Annotated in this window: 15 protein-coding genes and 1 pseudogene; 7 read left to right on the top strand and 9 right to left on the bottom strand. The window is 46.7% G+C overall.

Translation table 11 applies throughout. From position 1 onward, the window contains the following. Window positions 1-10: 10 nt before the first annotated feature. On the bottom strand, window positions 11-2,275 hold the full coding sequence (locus HUF13_RS13360; protein ID WP_173475603.1) for a TonB-dependent siderophore receptor: 2,265 nt from the start codon (window positions 2,273-2,275) through the stop codon (window positions 11-13). A gap of 126 nt (window positions 2,276-2,401) precedes the next feature. On the opposite strand from HUF13_RS13360, the gene HUF13_RS13355 reads away from it, so the two are divergent. The 3 genes from HUF13_RS13355 (at window position 2,402) to HUF13_RS13345 (ending at window position 7,100) form a co-directional block, all read left to right on the top strand. Beyond that, complete coding sequence (locus HUF13_RS13355) at window positions 2,402-4,216, top strand: ABC transporter ATP-binding protein (RefSeq protein WP_173475602.1); 1,815 nt, start codon at window positions 2,402-2,404, stop codon at window positions 4,214-4,216. After that, on the top strand, window positions 4,217-5,965 hold the full coding sequence (locus HUF13_RS13350; protein WP_173475601.1) for an ABC transporter ATP-binding protein: 1,749 nt from the start codon (window positions 4,217-4,219) through the stop codon (window positions 5,963-5,965). It begins immediately after the preceding gene. A 103-nt stretch (window positions 5,966-6,068) separates the two neighbouring features. Then, window positions 6,069-7,100, top strand: a complete 1,032-nt coding sequence (locus tag HUF13_RS13345; protein ID WP_173475600.1) for a DMT family transporter — start codon at window positions 6,069-6,071, stop codon at window positions 7,098-7,100. 131 nt (window positions 7,101-7,231) lie between these two features. Here the strand turns inward: HUF13_RS13345 and HUF13_RS13340 are convergent, their stop codons facing one another. From HUF13_RS13340 to dcm, 5 genes are read right to left on the bottom strand one after another with little or no spacing between them, the layout of a single operon-like run. Further along, window positions 7,232-8,047 (bottom strand): HNH endonuclease, encoded by an 816-nt coding sequence (locus HUF13_RS13340; protein WP_304039173.1) that lies wholly within the window; start codon window positions 8,045-8,047, stop codon window positions 7,232-7,234. A 5-nt stretch (window positions 8,048-8,052) separates the two neighbouring features. Further along, window positions 8,053-9,657 (bottom strand): ATP-binding protein, encoded by a 1,605-nt coding sequence (locus tag HUF13_RS13335; RefSeq protein ID WP_304039171.1) that lies wholly within the window; start codon window positions 9,655-9,657, stop codon window positions 8,053-8,055. A gap of 7 nt (window positions 9,658-9,664) precedes the next feature. Then, window positions 9,665-11,539, bottom strand: a complete 1,875-nt coding sequence (locus tag HUF13_RS13330) for a DEAD/DEAH box helicase (RefSeq protein ID WP_173475599.1) — start codon at window positions 11,537-11,539, stop codon at window positions 9,665-9,667. Window positions 11,540-11,563: 24 nt separating this feature from the next. Continuing rightward, a complete protein-coding gene (locus tag HUF13_RS13325) occupies window positions 11,564-12,379 on the bottom strand; it encodes a hypothetical protein (protein ID WP_173475598.1) in 816 nt (271 codons plus the stop codon). A gap of 9 nt (window positions 12,380-12,388) precedes the next feature. Continuing rightward, on the bottom strand, window positions 12,389-13,483 hold the full coding sequence (gene dcm, locus HUF13_RS13320) for a DNA (cytosine-5-)-methyltransferase (protein ID WP_304039169.1): 1,095 nt from the start codon (window positions 13,481-13,483) through the stop codon (window positions 12,389-12,391). A 4-nt stretch (window positions 13,484-13,487) separates the two neighbouring features. Between dcm and HUF13_RS13315 the strand changes: the two genes are divergently transcribed. From HUF13_RS13315 to HUF13_RS13305, 3 genes are all read left to right on the top strand, one after another. After that, window positions 13,488-13,937, top strand: coding sequence for a hypothetical protein (locus HUF13_RS13315; RefSeq protein WP_173475592.1), 450 nt, complete (start codon window positions 13,488-13,490; stop codon window positions 13,935-13,937). Window positions 13,938-14,344: 407 nt separating this feature from the next. Beyond that, window positions 14,345-15,328: an ORF6N domain-containing protein gene (locus tag HUF13_RS13310; RefSeq protein WP_173475596.1), complete on the top strand. Its 984-nt coding sequence runs from the start codon at window positions 14,345-14,347 to the stop codon at window positions 15,326-15,328. Between the two features lie 60 nt (window positions 15,329-15,388). Next, window positions 15,389-15,949, top strand: coding sequence for an ORF6N domain-containing protein (locus HUF13_RS13305; protein WP_173475595.1), 561 nt, complete (start codon window positions 15,389-15,391; stop codon window positions 15,947-15,949). 117 nt (window positions 15,950-16,066) lie between these two features. Here the strand turns inward: HUF13_RS13305 and HUF13_RS13300 are convergent, their stop codons facing one another. After that, a complete protein-coding gene (locus tag HUF13_RS13300) occupies window positions 16,067-17,257 on the bottom strand; it encodes an alpha/beta hydrolase (protein WP_304039167.1) in 1,191 nt (396 codons plus the stop codon). A 110-nt stretch (window positions 17,258-17,367) separates the two neighbouring features. On the opposite strand from HUF13_RS13300, the gene HUF13_RS13295 reads away from it, so the two are divergent. After that, window positions 17,368-18,156 (top strand): ZIP family metal transporter, encoded by a 789-nt coding sequence (locus tag HUF13_RS13295; RefSeq protein WP_173475594.1) that lies wholly within the window; start codon window positions 17,368-17,370, stop codon window positions 18,154-18,156. Between the two features lie 131 nt (window positions 18,157-18,287). Here the strand turns inward: HUF13_RS13295 and HUF13_RS13290 are convergent, their stop codons facing one another. Next, window positions 18,288-19,646 carry a hypothetical protein gene (locus HUF13_RS13290; RefSeq protein WP_173475593.1) on the bottom strand — a complete coding sequence of 453 codons (1,359 nt, stop codon included), beginning with the start codon at window positions 19,644-19,646 and terminating at the stop codon, window positions 18,288-18,290. 211 nt (window positions 19,647-19,857) lie between these two features. Next, window positions 19,858-20,310: pseudogene (locus tag HUF13_RS13285) on the bottom strand (nucleoside recognition domain-containing protein); the annotation flags it as partial.

The raw sequence follows: 20,310 nt of genomic DNA, 5'->3' as shown, positions 1-20,310 counted from the left end.
ATCCTTTTGTTTATAGTGTAAACTTGACTTTTGTCGCAAAGGCGCGGCCTGGCTTGGATTCGCCATACTTGTCGTAGACGAGTTCATCCATAAAGTTGCGCACTTCGAAATTCCATGAAAGCTTGTTTGCAAGAATCGAGTATTCGACTCCTATGTCTTGCGAGAATGAGCTTGGAATGGTACGGTCCTGTTTCTTGGAGACTTTCCAGGAGTAGTAATATTCATCGGTGTAGTTGGCAAGCCAGTAAAGTTTGAAGAAGTCATCGCGGAAAAGCAAGTCGCCTAGGTGAAATTCTGCACCGAAGTTCATGTAGAATGTGGGGATGTTCGGTACGGTCAGGCCCTTCGCGATTCCAAACGCCATATCTGCCTCGCGGCTTTCGGCATCTTGCTTGGTCATGTTGTAGGTGAGCGAGATGTATTCGTTGACATCGACTGCGGCATCAATTTCAAAACCGGTCGTCTTGGTGCCAACGCTGTTGTAATACGGTCGCGGAATCGAGACGAAGTTATTCCAGTAAATGCGGTCATCCATGAGCATATAGAACCAGTTGAATTCCAAATGCAGTTTTAACAGCAGTGGAATCTGTCGTAGGTCGAGTTCGGCGCCTGCCGTAAAGTTGTCCGACTTTTCGGGCTTCAGGTCCGGGGCGCACAACACGTACAATCCGTCACCAAAAATTTCTTCGCGGGTCGGGAACCGTAGGCTGTGCTGATACCCGCCTTTCACGGCAAACTGATCAATGACGGCCAATTGGTCTATCAATTTTAAGCGCAGGTTATCGCTGTAACCATAATCCTTGTTGTCGGCATAATCATCGGTCAACTGCTGGATTCTGTTTTCGCCGTCATCCTCGGCTTCGATGACGTAATAATACCCTTTGACTCCTGCTACGTTCTGGATGCGTTCGTTCCAGAAATTATTTTCAAGCGAAAGACCCGATACTACCGAATGGCTATGGCCCGGGAATCCTGCGTTGTTGAGAGTCTTGCCTTTAGCCATACGTTTGTCCGTCGGGTCTTGCGATTCGTAGCGGTACAGGCCGCTCCAGGTGAGAATGTGGTTCTGGGTGAAGGCGTAATCAAAGTTCCACGGAACGATAAAAGTCTGGTTTTCGCGTTCTATGTGCGACGCTCCGCCAAGAGAAATTTCGCCGTAAGCCTTTTTACTTTCGCGTACATTCTCTTTGTCCCAGCCGTAATAATACGTATGGCTCGTATCAATAACCGCCTCTTTGCCGTAGGCGTAGCTTAGCGAAAGACCCATCGATAGTCCCTTGATAAACAGGTTTGCTTTTTCAAGGGAAAGGTTTACGCCGTACGATTGCGCATTTGCGGTCGCCTCTTCGATGCGGTGCGCGTTTGACTCTATTTCTTTGTCCATCGCATTGTAGATTACGCCTAATGTCAACTTGTCAAAAAAGAAACGCTCGAAAGAGACATACGGTAGCACATTATAGCTGTAGTAACGGTCGTGTTCACGCGTTACGGTCGTATCCATGTAGGGCGTGGTGAATTCATAATCGTTGTCGGAGTAGTTGTAATAGGCCGAAATTCCGGTGGCGATAGCGCGGCTCTTGAGCGAATCGGTTACCCATACGTACTTTGCGTCAAGCGAGGCCTTATGCGTATTGAAACTTCCGAAGCTGTAGGAACCCGTAACCGAACTCTTGGGCAGGTCATGTGTCACGATGTTGATTACACCGCCCATGCCGTCGGTGGCGAAGCGTTCGGGGACGTAGCTTTTGTAAATCTCGATGCGGTCAATCTTGTCGATAGGAATGTCGTTGACGGAGAAGTTTCCGTTGCCGTTATCAACAGGGACGCCGTCGACAAGGACTTTTACGTTTTTGCCTTCCATGCCGCGGATGTTGATCTTGCTTTCGCTGCCCATGCCACCCGACTGACGGATTTTTACGCCCGAAGAGCGGTTTGTGGCGTCTGCGATGGTGGTGCTGGAGCCCTGCATTTCCGTGGCATCCATAACCTTGACCGATTCGGCTTTCGTTTTCTTGTCGATCGGAGCGGCTTCGTTGATTCCTTCGCCTTCGATGCCCATTTCGTCAAGGACGGTTACCCCAATTTGCGAATCATTCGCATTTTTGTCTGTGTCAGAGGACGGATTGGAGGATTCTTCGGCAAAAAATTCGTCAAAATTCGTGACATCTTCGTCGGGGTTTGCCCCCGTCGATTCCTGTGCCCGCGTTGCAACCGCCGTGATGGCAATCAAAATGAGGATAATCGTTATCAGTTTGTATACAAAAATTCGTTTCATCGGCCCCAAATTGAGAAAATGGGACCTAAAATATCTACTCCAATTGGTTTTGCGAAAATCCGTTTGGAGTAGAACAGAAAAAGTTTTTTTCCAAAATTTGATTCAGCCCTTTTGGGAGGAAACTCTATGAAAAAGAAATCTCTGCTCTCTTGGATTTTTCTGTTTGCCAGAAACAAGAAAAAATACTACATCGCAAGCATTTTCTTTGCGCTCTTGCGCGTTGCTTGCGGAATCGCTCCTTACATCATTATCGCAAACATCGTGCGCGAACTGCTCTCGGGCGTGCGCGATTGGGACGTCTATCTAAAAGAATGCCTGATTATTGCGGCATTCTGGTTCGGGAATGTCCTGTTCCACAGCATTTCGACGACGCTTTCGCACGTAGCGACGTTTAACGTTCTCGGCAACATCCGCAAGGACCTTTGCGACAAGCTATCGCGTGTGCCGCTGGGTTCTGTTCTCGACATGCCCTCGGGCGCGCTCAAGAACATCCTGGTAGAACGCATCGACAGCATGGAAACGACGCTTGCGCACGTGGTTCCGGAATTTACCTCGAACCTGATTCTCCCTGTGCTCATGTTCGTCTACCTTTTCCATATCGATTGGCGCATGGGACTAGCCTCGCTTGGAACGCTCCCGATCGGTATGGTCGCCATGGCCGTCATGTTTGCCGGAGCGCAAAAGTGGTTCGACAATTCTATCCAGAAAACGAAGGCGTTGAACGACACCGCGGTTGAATACATCAACGGCATCGAAGTTATCAAGGCGTTTGGCAAGTCAAAGTCTTCTTACGACAAGTTTGTAGTAGCCGCAAAAGAAGGGAGCGACTGTTTTGTTGAATGGATGCGCCGCTGCATTTGGCCGCATTCCCTTGCCATTACGGTCGCTCCTGCCACGCTATTGACGGTGTTACCGTTTGGCGGTTACTTCTATTACAACGGTTCCATTACGGCCGTCGATTTTATCACCGTCATCATCGTTTCGGTGAGTATCATGATGCCGCTCCTCACCATCATGAGTTACAGCGACGACATCAGCAAGGCCGGCGTCATTTTCGGCGAAGTCGGCTCAGTGCTCGAAATGAAGGAGCTGCAACGCCCCATTGTCGACTTGCACAATCCGGCCGACAATTCAATCACGTTGAAAAATGTCCGGTTCAGCTACCATGCTTCGACTTCGCTCAGCACAGGCAAGGACAAGGTCCCTGAGCTTGCCGAAGGGCCTAGCAATGAAAAAAGCAAGGAAATTCTCCATGGCATCAATATGGTTCTCCCCGAAGGGAGCTTTACCGCATTCGTGGGCCCGAGCGGTTCGGGCAAATCGACGATTGCACGCCTTATCGCCTCGCTGTGGGATGTTGACAGCGGCGATATCGAAATCGGCGGCGTGAACATCAGGGATCTTTCGCTCGAAGAATACAACCGCCGCATCGCCTACGTTTCACAGGATAACTTCCTGTTCGACATGTCTGTCCGTGAGAACATTCGGCTCGGGCGGCCTTCGGCATCCGATGCCGAAGTCGAAGAGGTGGCGCGCCAAAGCGGCTGCTACGAATTTATCATGAGTCTTGAAAACAGTTTCGACACGATTGTCGGCGGCTCGGGCGCCCACCTCTCCGGTGGCGAGCGCCAGCGCATCGCCATCGCCCGTGCGATGATGAAAAACGCCCCCATCGTCATTTTGGACGAGGCGACCGCCTACACCGACCCCGAAAACGAAGCCATCATCCAGAAATCCGTGGCAAAACTCGTGCAAGGCAAAACACTCATCGTCATCGCACACCGCCTTTCGACCGTCAAAGACGCCGACAAGCTCTACGTCATCAAGGACGGCAACATCGACAGCTGCGGCACGCACCAGGAACTGCTCGAAAAGGGCGGTCTCTACAAGTCCATGTGGCAGGCCCACATCAGTGCCAAGGATTCCGAGGAGGATGCATAAATGTTCGATACACTCATTAAATTCTTCAATTTCTGCAATGCAGAAAACCGCCACAAGTTCTACGGCTCTATCATCGTGGGAATCTTCAATTCCTTCTTCATGGCACTCCGCATCGGTGCCATGGCCGTCATGCTGCAGGGCGTCATTCGCCACGTACAGGGCGTCGCCCCGTTCACAATGGATATTGTCTGGCTTTCGCTTGGGATCATGGTGGCGAGCCTTATCGGCGCAACCGTTACCAAGCGCGTCATGAGCATGTGGCAAACCGAGGGCGGTTACCGCACTTGCGCCTCCAAGCGCATCGAAATCGCCGAACACCTGCGTTACCTGCCCATGGGCTACTTTAACAAAAACAGCCTCGGCTACATCACCTCCGTCACCACCAACACCATGGAACAGCTTGGCGATGTGGCAACACGCGTTGTCATGATGGTCACGCAGGGCATTCTCGACACCGTCCTCATCATCGTGATGATCGCCTTCTTCGATTGGCGAATTGCGATTGTCGCAACCATCGGCTTTGCGATTTTCCAGTTCATCAACACGCTCATGCGCATGAACGTCCGTGCCGTGTCGCACGAAAAAGTGGAATCCGACAGCAAGGTAGTCGAAAAGGTTCTTGAATACATCCAGGGAATCGCCGAAGTCAAGGCCTACAACATGACCGGCAAACGCTCCAAGGAACTGAACGAAGTCATCGACAAGTGCACAGCAGCAAACATCAGCATGGAACTCAAGTGCGTTCCGCTTTCAAACTTGCAGACTTTTGTCGCCAAGCTCACGGGCGTTGCCATCATGATGTTCTCGATTCATTTCTACCTGAACGGCACCATGGAACTTGCCAACTGCGCTGTCATGCTGGTGTGCTCCTTCATGCTCTTTGCAGCCCTGGAACTGGGCGGCAGTTACGCGGCGCTCCTCCGTGCCGTCGACATCTCGGTCAACCGCGCAAACGATATCTTGAACAAGCCCACCATGGACATTGACGGCGAAGATATTGTCCCTGCCAATCACGACATCAAGGCCGACGGTATCGATTTCGCCTACGACAAGCGCAAGATCATTGACAACGTGACGCTTACCATTCCCGAAAAGACGACCACGGCAATCGTGGGCCCGAGCGGTTCTGGAAAGACAACGCTTTGCCACCTGCTTTCACGCTTCTGGGATGTAAATGCAGGCTCAGTCACTTTGGGAGGCCGCCGCGTGCAAGATTACAGCATGGACAGCCTCATGAAGAACTTCAGTTTCGTATTCCAGAATGTGTATCTGTTCCGCGATACGATTGAAAACAACATCAAGTTCGGGAATCCGAGCGCCACGCACGAGCAAGTCGTAGAAGCCGCCAAGAAAGCCTGCTGCCACGACTTTATTGAAAAACTCCCCGACGGTTACAATACGGTCATCGGCGAAGGCGGCGCAAGCCTCAGCGGCGGTGAACGCCAGCGCATCTCGATTGCACGTGCCATCATGAAGGATTCTCCGGTCATCATTCTGGACGAAGCGACAGCGAACGTGGACCCTGAAAACGAACGCGACTTGATGCTTGCCATTCAGGAACTGACCCGCGAAAAGACGGTCATCATGATCGCACACCGCTTAAAGACCGTGCGCCATGCCGACCAGATTGTCGTCTTGGACAAGGGCCGCATCGTGGAACAGGGCAAGCACGAAGAACTCGTGAAGAACGGCGGAATCTACGCCCGATTCATCGATTCCCGCCGCGAAGCCGTCAGCTGGAAGCTGTAATGAATATTGCCGCTCCCGGCATGATGATGGGGGCCGACGGCGAGTTCCTTTCGCAGGCTATTCGTTTGGACGCGCTCCCATCATAAAATTCTGCATTTAAATCATGGACAAGAATGTCATTGCGATTGGTTACGCGATAGCGGCGGCCGCATTTTATGCACTGAATGTTCCCTGCTCCAAAATGCTGCTGGCCCACATTTCGCCCGTATTCATGGCGGGACTGCTCTATATTGGTGCGGGGATCGGCATTGGCATCCTCTACCTGTTCCATGTCAGGCGCGAGCCCCAATCGGAACGGCTCTGCAAAAAAGATTTCCCCTACACGCTGGGCATGGTTCTGCTCGACATTGCCGCACCCATATTGCTCATGTTCGGCGTAAAGTACGGAACATCTAGCAATGCATCGTTGCTCGGAAACTTTGAAATCGTCGCGACAACGCTGATTGCGCTATTCATCTTTAGAGAAAAGGTGTCTACACGTTTGTGGATCGCCATTTTATTTATAACGATATCCAGTTTCATCCTCTCGTTTGAAAATGCCGATGAATTCAATTTCTCGATCGGTTCCATTTTCGTTCTCGGCGCGACCATCTGCTGGGGACTAGAAAACAACTGCACCCGCAAAATTTCGGACAAAAGCACATACCAGATTGTGACCATAAAAGGCCTCTGTTCCGGAATCGGTTCCACCGTCGTTTCGCTTACCACAGGCGAAATGAACTTCGCCGCAAAATACATCCCGCTAGCCCTGTTGCTCGGCTTTGTGGCTTACGGCCTGAGCATTTTCACCTACATCCGCGCACAAAAATACCTGGGAGCCGCAAAGACCAGCGCCTTTTACGCCTTTGCGCCCTTTATCGGCGTCCTGTTTTCTGTCGTGCTCCTGAACGAAAAAATCACGCTGCAATACATTGTCGCGTTCCTGGTCATGATTGCCGGTACCATTTTTGTGGTTTACGATACGCTTGTCCGCTCACATTCGCACATGCATCAGCATGTTTTCACGCACACGCATGGCGGCATAACCCATACACACGTTGTTACGCATTCCCATTTGCACAACCATGTCTTCTCCGATGCAAAGCACGGTCACAGCCACGACATTAAGGACCTAGAGAAAATCTCAACACACTGATGAGGAATTTAATCGCCGATTACCCCTGCGAGTTCACTTTGCGCAGCGGGGTTGTTTGCGTAGTTCCGCATGACGGATTTCATGTCGAGGAGGATGCAGGCGATTTTGTGGAAAAAACAGATATAATCTATTCATTTCCTTTTTTCTAGAATGTTCATTATTTCATCCGGTAAAAAAGGAGGTTTTTTTCTGTGTAACATTGCGTGGCAATTAGGGCACACGGGAATCAAATCTTTTTCTGGATTAATTTGATAATTCGATCCAATCATTGATACAGGAACAATGTGATGAACATGTATAAATCTTTGACCGATACTCCCATACGTTTTTTCAAAATCAAAACCGCAGATTCTGCATGTATAGCCATTCTTTGCAAGGCATAATTCACGATTGATTGGACTGCGTTCGTATTTATTACAAACGACCTGATATTGCGACCCCTCTAATTCGCCAGTTTGCTCATCTTGATCAGAAACGGGAAGTAAACACAAGAAAAGACAAACAGCCTGTTTAGTCCATTCTGATATTACATCAAACAAATCCCAAGGTTCACTCGAATCTGTAATGGGAACTCGTGTCAGACGGCAATAGAAATTATTCCATGTACAACTTTTTAATTCTTCATCGTTTATTGGTCGTCCGTTTATCTGTAAATCAACAGAGACCCTTTTGGATCTTAGAGAATTAAGGAAGTTTATAAACTTTGTCTTTTTTTCGTTATCGGCGCCTGAGATGGATTCAAGCATCGCCCTTGCATGTATTTGCGGTCTTATTTCTAAAACAATCCTAATTTCATTCTGAATATACGCATTAACTTCAAAAAGCATATCTCCCTCATTGGACGGCGAGGAAAAATAGCATTCATTGCCGTCATGCAATTCCTTTCGTACATCGAACGGCATAGAAAAATATTCTTGCAAATATTTTTGAAGATCGGCAGAACTCATAGAATTTATTCCTCAGACACATCTGGATCAGGAAGATCTGCAACCAATTTTTTCAGAATTCGAGATACGGTAAAACGCATGTCTTCATAATTTTCAATTGTCGCTTGATTGCAAGTAGAGTTTTCCGCTTCAGCTAGCGCCCACAAAAGATCATCAAGGCCCTCAACAACGACTCCCTTTGCTAAAATAGGGCCATATACTTTTTTATAAAAATCATGGTTCTCATTTATTCGAACAGCGTGTACACCATTAATCAAAGCAGGTTCCCACAAAGCATTTCCTTCTATGGATTGAACAGGAACAACTCTATTTTGTGAGGGAATTTCCGCTTCACCAATCGTAATCTTCTTTTTAAACGAGCCATATTGATTATCGACAACAACCTCATCGGGTTTACCCGTAGGAGTCATTCGCGAATTTTCGACTTCAGGAGCTTTGGCGTTAATAGACGAATTAGATGAGTTATGAGCCTCCTTGCCAGGCTGATGAATGGATTTTGTTTCACCATCTCTATAACGCTTTTGCGCTTCCCGCCGAGGAGCAGCCAAGAACTTAATCAAATAATCAGCCAATTCCGATATAAGCATTATTCTTGACTTCTTTATGTCAACATTTAATAGTTCATCTAGTTCGTGCGTGAATGAAAAGTCAACACGTAACAAGGAACCATGTGGTTCCTTTGTGAAAAAACCAAGCCAATCTCCATAATGAATAAGCCTGTTTTCTCTATATACATAGAAACCTTGATAATCGTTATTTCCTCGCGCTTTCTCACTAGCTTCTTTAGAGCTAAACTCCGATTTTCTTGGAATTACATATGCTGTCACCTTAAATGACGTTTTTTCTCCATATTCAACCTCTACAGGAACGTTTTCTGATTGCAGAAGTTCAGTATTGGGTTCCTTTGTGCAAAACGGATCCCATGGCTCAACGGAAACTCCATTCAATTCAATAGAGGTGTTCGCAGCCCTCGAGTCTCTTTCATCTAAAAAACGCTGGAACACCATTGACAAGTGGAATCGGAGGTCATCTATTTTCTTCTCTAAAGCCCTTTTGGCAGCAGATTGTTTTTGATAACTTTTTAGCAACCTGTCAACCTTATTCCAAACAACAAGTGTTCCTGTTGCTTCTGACGCAACCATGTCTAGGATTTCTACTTCCTCGTCATCGACAGGAACTATCTTCAGCTTCCACGACCCAATATCACTAATGTAATCCAAATCCCATTGAACCTTACGGACCTCAGCATCATTAGGGCCTCTTGAGATTAAGGACAGCTGCTTGCAGAACGCCGTAGATGCCGTTTTCAAACCGAGTCCAAATTTTCCAAGACTATTCTTTTCTGCTCTTTCCTTGGATCCATATTTCATTGCGTTTTTAAGGCCGTCCATATCCATGCCTATACCATTGTCGGCAATATAGACTCTGACATTTTGAGAAGGATCCATCGAAACGTTTATAGAAATCTTGGTGGCCCTTGCTGCAATGGAGTTGTCAACAATATCTGCAATTGCTGTGTTGAAATTGTAGCCCGTATCACGTAGGCCATTCACAATCCTAGCCGGATCCGGTAAGAGTTCAATTTCTTCATTTAAATTTGACATATTCATACCTCATTTAAATTTTTGGAACCATGGTTAACGCTTTCAAAAGGTCATCTTCGTCCAAGGTGTCGCCTGTAACACCAACAACGGCTTCTTTTGCGATGTCCCTTTTTCGTAAGATTCTTTGTTGTATAACTTGTTCTATGGTGTCCTTGTAATACAGTCTATAGACAAAAACTGTTTTTGACTGCCCCTTACGGTAAGCTCGGGCGGAGGATTGGTCCTCTAAAGCCGGATTCCACTCAAGATTATAGTGAATAACGTGATTTGCTCCCGTTATATTCAGCCCAGTACCGGCAGCACGCGGATTCAATATAAGAACTGCAGATGATGAATACTGATTAAATTCATCAACAATTTTTTGTCGTTCGCTGACGTCGGTTTCTCCATTTATAGCCCATGTCTTTACGCCGTACCGATATCGCAAATTTTCTTCAAAGATTTCAAACATCTTCTTATAGGATGTAAAAACAATGGCCTTTTCTTTAGCTTCTAATATTCCTTCTAATATTTCACACAAACGCTGATATTTGATGGATTTCGAATATGGGTCAGCGATATCATTACTTGTTATAATCGGATGCGTGCAATACATACGTAATTTCTGAAACATCCCAATAGAAATTTGGCTCGTCTGAGATAAGCCCTTTATTTCATCTAAATATTGCGCGTATTCTTCACATTCTTTAGGGGACATTTGTAATGGTTGGTCAATATCTATTCGAGGTGGCAATTCATTTGCCACATCTTTCACTAGTCGGCGGATCATCAAAGAAGAAAGAATTGGTTCTAACTTTCGGCCCCCATCAACATCATCAGATATTACGTCATTAAACTGGTCCAATGATCCTAGTAAACCCGGTTTAACAAAATCAACGATTGACCAAACATCTGTCACATGATTTTCAAAAGGTGTTCCTGAAACAGCAATGGCATTTTCTCTATTAAGTGATTTGCACGCAATTGTTCTTGCACTAGTAGGACTTTTAATATTTTGTGCTTCATCCAATACCACCAAGTCCCATTTTTTCATATTTAACATGTGCAAGTCGTTTATCACAACCGAATACGAAGTAACTACGATATCGTAAGGATTGAAATCTTTAAAATTGCCTGCTCTTTGTGATCCATGATGGATGAGAATATTCAAACAGGGGGCAAATTTGCGACATTCTTTCTCCCAATTTGCAAGCAGAGAAATTGGAGCGACAACCAATATCGAACACGTTCTTTTTTGCTGCATGGATACTGCATATGTGATAATCTGCAGCGTTTTTCCGAGTCCCATTTCATCGCCCAAAATGCATCCGTTCACATTCCCCAGGATTGACCGAATCCAAAGAAATCCAATTTTTTGGTAGTCATATAAAGTTGCTCGCAGTGGCAATGCAGAGATATCAACATCTTCAATAGGATATTTTTGCATTAATGATGTGTCTACAGAATCTTCAAATAAAGATTCTTTCCGCATCATTTCAAAATTCTTTAATTTTAAATATTGTGCTAGCGAGATTTTTCCCGCAGAAGAAATGTTCGCATCGCGCAATGCGTCTTCGATATCAGAAGTATCATTCGATATGTAAAACCATTTATTCTCAAATACGAAATGATCGATGATTTTCCCTTCATGGATAACAATAGGGATACTTATCCCTTTTTTCTGTGAGTACGCATTCAAGCAAATGCTTTTATCTTTTGATTTGATGGAAACCTTGAACGTTGTGCCAATCGACGAATATTTTAAGGAAGGAAAGGCTTCTCTAGGGTCGCTTAGTTCAATATTTTTAAATTGAATCTTAACCTTATCTTTGGTTAATAATGGATACAGGTCTTTTGCCAATGGGTAATAAATATTCCCATTACTTGAAATGCAAAGTGTATTTGTCAAAACAACCCAACTCGTCAAAACAATTTACCCTTTGCTGCGGAATCTATTTAGACTTGCTGCGCTTATAGATATTGTTGGACTTGGTCTGTATTCCGCATGGCTGTCGCAAACCATTTGTATTTTGGAACAGCCTTCTGCGAGCTGATACAACTTCGTTTCTACGTCGTCAGGAGTATATTTATTAATGCGAGGATTGATTGCAAAAGAGTCTAAATTTTCGACTAGTTTCCGTAAACGGATGTCGGTTGAAAAAGCGAAAATAATATCTGCGACATAACCGTGGCTTACATTGACTATGTTCAAAGCGTTTAAAACAGGGGAAACAAAAAAATCAGCACGGTCAATGGTTTTATTGCCAGACCACCAAGAATAATTGCTTACAAAATTCAATAGGTATTGCGAAACCTTTTCTATATCAGGATTTTGGGGAAATTCATTTTGAAGGAATTTCTTAGCGACAGTAACAAAACGTTGACCTTCTATAGGATTTAATGTTTCCTTCTTCTGTTTTATATATGTTTCAACATTTACATGCATCAAACCGCAAATTTTTATTAAAAAATATTTGTACGTTAATAATTCTGTACAAAAATCAACCATATATGACGCTATAGCGAACCATTGGTTTGCTACATAAATTTTCTTGCCCGCTTTTGTCGTAATAATTGAAGTATGAGTAAAATACTCAACAGAACATTCTTTTGAAGCCAAATATCTTTGGTACGCAAACTTGAACGATTCATTCAACACAATCTCTTGTGTAACAAATTCATTCAGGAATCTTTGCTTAGCGTATGTTAAAACAGCATTCAAATCTTTCAATATTTGCGTATTAGACATAATGCAATCCTACTTGATTTTAAGAAGTTGCCTTTTAATTTCTTTCGCCAAAGTCCTTATCAAAGGAACAGCGACGCTGTTGCCAAATTGATGGTAAGCCTCTTTATCTGATACAACAATTCTCATCGTCGGCAGCCTATTCTTGTTGTTCTGATTCTCTGCTGCTTCTGCGTACTTCCAGCCATTACCGACTATCTTATAGCCCTGCAAACGTCCAGCTTCAACGGGAGTAAGTTTTCGAGGATTTTTATTTTTATCAGATTGATCTATAAGAATTTCACTACCGTCTTTCCAGTAGCGTGCTGAGATGGTGCTGCAATAGGTCGCGTTTTCCTTAAACAGCGAATAACCGAAGCCTTTCCCGTTTGCACGATTTCGTTCTTTCCTGAGCTGATGTCCTATCCACATTTTATCGCTGATGGTCATCTTCTCTGGAAGAGAAGCGTCAGGTTCCAAAATATCACCAACTTTTGTCGGTATGGATTTATCTAAAGAATCTTTATCAAAGATGGATTTCAAGTTCGAATCTAAACCAATCGGAAATTTAAAGTCATCTACAGGGCATTGCTTTTTGTCCCAACAAACAAAAAAGAGCCTTTCTCTATTTTGCGGCACACCAAAATACTTGGCATTTAAAACCATCGTTCTGACTTCATATTCCAAGCCCTCTTTTAACACTCGTAACAATGTTTCAAGAGTCTTCCCGTGATCATGATTTTTCAGACCTTTGACATTTTCAAGGAAGAGAACTTTCGGCTTCTTTCCAGTCTTTATTTTATGGTCAACTATAGCGGCGATGTTAAAAAAGAGAGTTCCACGAGTGTCTTCAAAACCTTTGCGTTTCCCCGCAATCGAAAAAGCTTGGCACGGGAAGCCGCCGCACAGAACATCAAAGTCTGGAACCTTATCCAATTGAACGTCGTTTATGTCAGCATTGAAAAACTTGTAATTACCTTCGTTATCTTTTACAAAAAGAGATGGCTCAATGGCCTTGTAATTTTCTTCATAAGTTATGCGAGCGTTCTTGTCCCATTCACTTGCAAAAACGCATTTTCCACCAACGGAATGCATTGCTGTGTGGAACCCTCCGATACCAGCAAACAAATCGATGAACTTGAACTTCGGTTTGCTTTTGTCGTCCTTGACAACCTTTTTACTCGGCACTTTTCGCTCCGTGTTGAAAGTGAACGAGTTCACTCTCGCGGGAGCGGTTCTGGCCGATTCGCTTGGCCGGGGTGCGGGCAAAAAAGAAACGGCGAGGAGCCGACTCACTCCTCGCCTAAAAGCGCGACATTTTCAAAAGAATACAATACACCCGCAAAAACCCGGGCGGATACAATACGCCCAGGGTACACTACGCCCATGCAATCCATGGGCGATGGCGAGTTATTGTCTTATTCTCGTTGTTGAAATTGTCGAAGTTCCAGATAGAGGACAAGAGCAAAACTCAGCGAGTCCACCCCTGTTCCGCATTTGCCCAGTCTTTCTTGAAAACAAAAAAGGCGTGGAGTTGAATGCGTTTACCTATCTGAGGCCTTCGACTGCCCACAACGAATAAACACAAACAACTCACGCCCCAAAAGGCCGCTTGCATACAGGCAAACTGCTATTAAACAATAGACCATGTAGCAAAACGATGCGGCGGGCATACGCCGGTCGCAGACGTGAGCGTTCGTCTCGTTCTCGTTGTTGAAATTGTCGAAGTTTCAGATAGAGAACAAGAGAAAACTCTATTTGCTTGAAATATAGATTATTCCGCTGTCAAAAGGTGACGCCACGCCCGGAAGGCAAGAAAAAAGCGTAAAAACGCAGATTTTAACCGCCTGCGGGGGTCGATTTTCGTCAAAATTCCCAAAATTTCCGCAAAAATCGCCGATTGTCATAATATGACATACGAGGAATGTATATTTGCATCGAGAACACTTTGCCCCGCCTTTTTTTGCTTGTAGGCGGAAGGAGTAGAAGATGGCTAGAAAGACCGAAAAAACGGATGATATCGCACCTAACCCGCTTATGGAGTCGGGCATCGGAAAGATGATTCAAGTTGTTCGTGGCAAGCAGGTGCTGCTTGACCGCGATTTGGCGACGCTTTACGGGGTGGAAACGAAGCGTATAAATGAGCAGGTAAAGCGCAATATTGAGCGTTTTCCCGAAGATTTTTGCATACAACTCTCTTTAGAGGAATCGCAACTTCTAAGGTCGCAAAATGCGACCTTAGAAAAAAAGGGGCAAAATTTAAAGGGAAAGCACACAAAATACCGTTCTTTAGCTTTCACCGAACAAGGCGTAGCGATGCTATCTTCGGTTCTAAAAAGTGAGTCTGCAATCAAGGTCAACATCGCCATTATGCGGGCTTTCGTGCAATTGCGTCACCTTATGATGGGTAATGGAGGCCTCGTCAACCGGCTTTCAAACGTGGAAGCAAAGGATCTGGAACAGGACGACCGCTTGACAGGTCATGACGAGCATCTGCTTGACCATGACCGTAAATTTGACGAACTGTTCGAGGCGATGGACCGTGGCGAGCTCAAATCTAAGGGTTTATTTTATAACAACCAGGAGTTCGATGCCTATGTATTTGTCTGCAACCTCATTCGCCAAGCCAAAAAGAGAATTGTGCTGGTCGATAGATATGTAAACGAGAAAACCTTGACGATGATGCTCAAACGGGAAAAGGGCGTTTCTGTGACAATCTACACCTACGACAAAAGCAAAGTCCTTGAAATGGACCTAGCCACTTACAACGAACAATATCCTGACAGCCCGATGCAAGTCTTGCCTAGTTACGGAATGCACGACCGATTCTTGTTCATAGACGATACAGCCTACCACTTCGGGGCTTCGCTCAAGGATTTGGGCAAGAATACGTTTTTCTTTACGCAGGAAGATTTCACGCTGCAAGAAGTGCTGAAGGAATCGCAGAAAATTCAGGCAGAAAAAGAAAGCTAGGCATTACAAGGTGACAACGTACCCCGCCTTTTTTTGCTTGTAGGCGGATTGGAGTAGAAGATGAATAACGAAAACACGTTTTCGATTTTAATGCGCAATGTGGCAGACCGAATTACATCCGTTCGAAATCATAAAATCATTTTGGATGCCGATGTCGCTTTGTTATATGGTGTAGAGACAAAGCGAATCAATGAGGCGGTCAGGAACAATCCTGACAAGTTTCCCTCGACATATATGTTCCAGTTGTCAAAGGACGAAGTTGAAATTTTGCGGACGAAAATTTCGTCCACAAATTATTCGGCCAAAAGCAGATCTTTACCCTACGCTTTCACAGAAAAAGGCCTCTATATGCTTGCGACAATCTTAAAAAGCAAGACGGCGATTAACACAACTTTCGCCATCATCGAGACTTTTGCGGCTGTTCGAGAACTCAAGAGAGAACTTGTGGAGTTGCATAAAGAAGGCGACAAGGAGGAAAAGCATTCGAAAATGCAGCATTTCGGAGAGATTCTCACAAACATCGTTATGCCGGATTTAGAAACAACAGAAACAGAATCCTCGCTGGAACTGAACTTTATCATAGGCAAGATAAAACATTCCGTAAAGCGTGTTAAGCGATAGATGAAAAACGGCGCAATCAGCAAGCCGCCATCCTTTAAGACGCGGCGGATTTCCGCGAGCGCATCGAGAATTCGTAAACCGGCGCGAAAACGTTCCATACATTCATATCAGGCCTTACTAGGGAACAATATAGTTATAAGCGACTACCGCATTTTTACGGGCCACCGCATCGTCAAGGAATTCGAACATCGTGCGGTAAGCGAAATCGCGAACGTCCTTACGGGAAAGGAATACGTCGTGCATTCCGTCTTCAACAGTCACTGTTGTAACATCAGGCCCTAGCTTGGGAGCCCATTTTTCTAGGAGATCCACATCGAGCAAGCAGTCGCAGCGCATGTAGTCTTCTTCCCACTTGACGTTGTTGACGGTGCAGCCACTACGCATCATAAGTATGGGAGACTTGATTTGCATTCCGTTATGAATCCGCTTGATTCCCCTTGTGGTCGCGCGAAGGAAACCGAAGTATTGTTGCGGCCATTCGGCGCTCTTTAATTCCGTGTTGAATTCCCATTCGCCTCTTTCGGTTTTCAAAAGAGACGTGTTGTACTTGGGAGATTCCTGTTTTGGCGCCGGCGCATCGGGCATCAATAGCGCGACGTCCGAAAGAACGGGGAATGCCACATTACGGACAAACCAGCTGTTTTTGTAGTCGAGGAAGGGACTGTTCAAGACAAACGCCGCAAAATCTTCGCTATTGCGTTCGTTCAAGTAATTCGGCGTAATCAAGCCACCATTGGAATGCGCGATAATGACAAACGGCAGATTGCTCGAAATGGAATTTTCAGCAATCTTTTTACTGAGCGCCACGGCGGCATCCAATTCGGCATAGTATTCCTTGACGCTCCGCATGTCGGAACGCGGCTCCCCAGCGCGGTACGAACGGCCATTGTAATGCAGGTCTATCGCAAAGAAAGCGAACCCGGCAGAATCGGACTTTTCGGCCAATTCTTCTTGGAAAAAGTAATCGTTGTATCCGTGTACATACAAAATAATTCCACGCGGGCTAGAAATCGGCGACACAGCGCGCGGCGAACTCCCGAAGGGGTATTCGATTAACGTCGAATGGAAAACCTTGTCGTAGGGTTTCACCTCAATCGGGTAAACCGTATAAGGTGCACCAAGTTCCGGATCAACCGACTTTTGCGGCAGGGAATTATCAACAAGGGTCTGCAAAGCCGATGTCGTGAGGGGTTTACTGTAGGCCTCATCACGTTTCTTTTCTTTGCAGGCAGCAAGGCAAGCATTAGCGGATGTGGCAGAAAGAAGTGCGACCATAGTCGCGGCAATGATTATTTTTGCTTTAATCATGCTGATACAATAAAAAAATGCATTACCCCCAACTACTCCAATCAGGCGTTCAAAAATCCACGAGAAATTTCATCTTTCCGCATTGGCGTATTTATGCTATCTTTTAATGTATGAACGAACCCGTCTTACAAATTGCCCAAGGTCTTGCCATCCCGTTTTTGGGGACGGTGTTAGGGGCGGCTTGCGTTTTCTTTATGCGCAAGCAGATGGGCATAAACCTCAAACGCGGCCTACTCTCGTTTGCGGCGGGCGTCATGGTGGCTGCTTCTGTGTGGAGCTTGCTTTTGCCAGCCATTGAGGCGAGCGAATCCATGGGGAAGCTTGCTTTTATCCCGGCGACAGTTGGCTTCTGGGCGGGCATCATTTTCCTGTTCATTCTAGACAAAATTACACCGCATTTGCATTTAGGGAGTTCTACTCCTGAAGGCCCCAAGGCAAAACTCAAGCGCACAACGATGCTTACGCTTGCGGTGACCTTGCATAACTTGCCCGAAGGCATGGCTGTAGGCATTGTATTTGCAGGCTGGCTTTCGGGGAATGTCGCCATCACGCTTTCGGGCGCATTTGCGCTCGCGATAGGCATTGCTATTCAGAACTTCCCCGAAGGGGCCGTGGTTTCGCTTCCGCTCCGTGCGGAAGGAGCTTCCCGCAAAAAAGCATTCGCATTGGGAGCGCTTTCCGGAGCCGTTGAACCGGTGGGGGCTTTGATTACATTGCTTGCCGCAGAGGCTCTTTCGCCTTTTATGCCGTACCTGCTTTCGCTTGCGGCTGGGGCCATGATTTATGTCGTGGTCGAAGAAATGCTCCCCGAAGTGAGCGAAGGCGATCACTTTGATGCCGGCACCCTTCTTTTTGCCGTGGGCTTTACGCTGATGATGGTGCTCGACAGCGCCCTTTAATTGTCTATTCTTCGTTCAATTAAAAACCCGCCGCGGCACTCGCCGGGCGGGAGATCAACCCTCCTTTCGCTTCAGGAGACACTTCAAAAAAGCGAAAGATGAGGTTTTATGGCAATACTGTACGTCTTCGATTAGAAGCTGAAAACGGTTTCAATGCCCATGTGGAACGATTCGTTGTCTTCGTTGTCCGCAACAGGGATGTCAATCATGCCGAAGGCGGTAATCTCGAGATTCTCAACCGGCGTGATGTAGACGCGGCCACCGACATCGAATGTCTTCTGGGTGTCATCATCGTCGTCCAGGGTGTTGGTGTGGTATTCCACGGGAATGCCGAGCTTGATGTATTCAGCCAGCTTGAGGGCCGGTTCTGCATACAGGAAGAAGTATTCCGGGATTTCTTCGTTGTCCAGGTCGCTTGCGCCTTCGGCGGCATCACCCCTGTCGATGAGGGCGTAGAAAGCCGAGGTCTTGATTTCGAACATGCTCACTTCGAAGGAGGGTTCCACCAAGAAAGCGTGGGCCGTAGAAGTCCAGTCCTGGTCTTCCACCACGTCGCCGTCGTCACCCAGGTAGTCGGCATGGAATCCATAAACGGCACGGAATCCGAATCCGCCAATGGAAAGTCCGGCTTCTACGCCTGCGTGCAGTTCGTTGTGCTGGGCTTCCTGATAGCTCTTGTAATCGGCATACGGACGCAGGTGCTGACCGGCGTATTCGAATTCATAGGCGGCATGGACGTCGTAAACGTTGCCGTTGGCTTCTGTTTCGGGTGCGTCGTTGTCACCGCGGCCAAAGCCCAAACCGAGTTCGAAACCGGCGAGCTGTAACTGGATTCCACGAATGTCATGTTCCTTCATACCGGCGGCATTGTCGGCAGGATCGTCGTAACCGTAATAGGCCACAAATGCACCTTCAGAGGAAGTCAGGTCACCGAACTTAACCGAGAAGAAGTCGGCGGGCTGGTACTGGATATAGGCTCCGTTGTAGACGGCTTCCGGGCTATCCGTTTCTCCGTCGGCTTCGAGGCCTACGAATGCAGACCATTTTTCATTGAACTGGACTTCGAAATTGAGGTCGAATGTCGATGCGTAGGAATGCTTGAAGTCGTCATCGTTCCAGAGGTCGCCGGTATAGACGTCAAATTCGACTTCGCCGGAATACTTGACTTCCATCTTGGCTTCGGAAGTTTCTTCGCTCATGCTGGCCTTGATGATGTCCAGGGCATTGCCGGCGGCAGCGGCGACTTCGCCGGGATTCGTATTCTCGGCGGGAGCAGATTCAGTCACTTCGGCAGGCTCAGTGACCTTGTCGGTTGGTGAGCTTGTCGAACCATCGGCAGGTGCGGCGGCGGGTTCGGCTGCCGGAGCGGTTTCGGCGGGAGCTGCTACCTCTGTTGCGGGGGCTGCAGCCGGAGCGGCGCTTTCGGCTTCCTGGGCAAAGGCCGCAGAAGCGAGAAGCATGGTAGCGGTAATCAAATAACGTTTTTTCATTTTTCTCTCCCTTGACGGTTTGATTTTTTTTGTAACACTCCGTCAAGCTTTTTACAATTCGTGTTACAAAATGGTGGGGTTAAAGCGCTTTCACTTTGATTATGTGCAAAATGCGTGCCAAAATTTTATTAGTCTTGTCTAAGTTAAACTCCTTAATAAAGGGCCGACGGTTTTGGGGCCGCCGGCCCTATGGTTCTTGATTCGAATGAGACTAATTATCGAAACGTTTTTCCTTGTTAGCCTTCATGCCGAAGAGCTTGAGGAAGATGCCCGTACCCACGAGCGCCACGATGGCTGCGACAATCCACTTGGCGTCGCCTCCAACAGGCACCTGGTAAAGGAGCACAGCCACAGCCCAGGCAAGAATTGTCTGCACGGTTGCCATGAGAACAGCGAGGCCGAGGCCGATTTCGCGGGCGACGACACCCATCGCAGCAAGGCAAGGCACGTAAAGCAAGATAAAGATGAGGAACGCGAATACCTGCCAGTTGAATCCGTCCACCGGGTTCCCGTTCTTATCCGGGTTGTGGAAGTAAGAGCGGAGGTTGGCGTAGATGTCGGCGGTTTCGGAAAGGTCGCCTTCTTCGAGAGCGCCCATTTCGTCTTCGGAGAGTTCAAGGCCAGCAGCGGCGAGCTTTGCAAACACGGCTTCGCGGGTCTTTTC

The sequence above is a fragment of the Fibrobacter succinogenes genome (assembly GCF_902779965.1).
Taxonomy (GTDB): Bacteria; Fibrobacterota; Fibrobacteria; order Fibrobacterales; family Fibrobacteraceae; genus Fibrobacter; species Fibrobacter succinogenes_F.
Note: the sequence above shows the minus strand (reverse complement) of the source record. Positions and strands in the feature narration are given on the sequence as shown.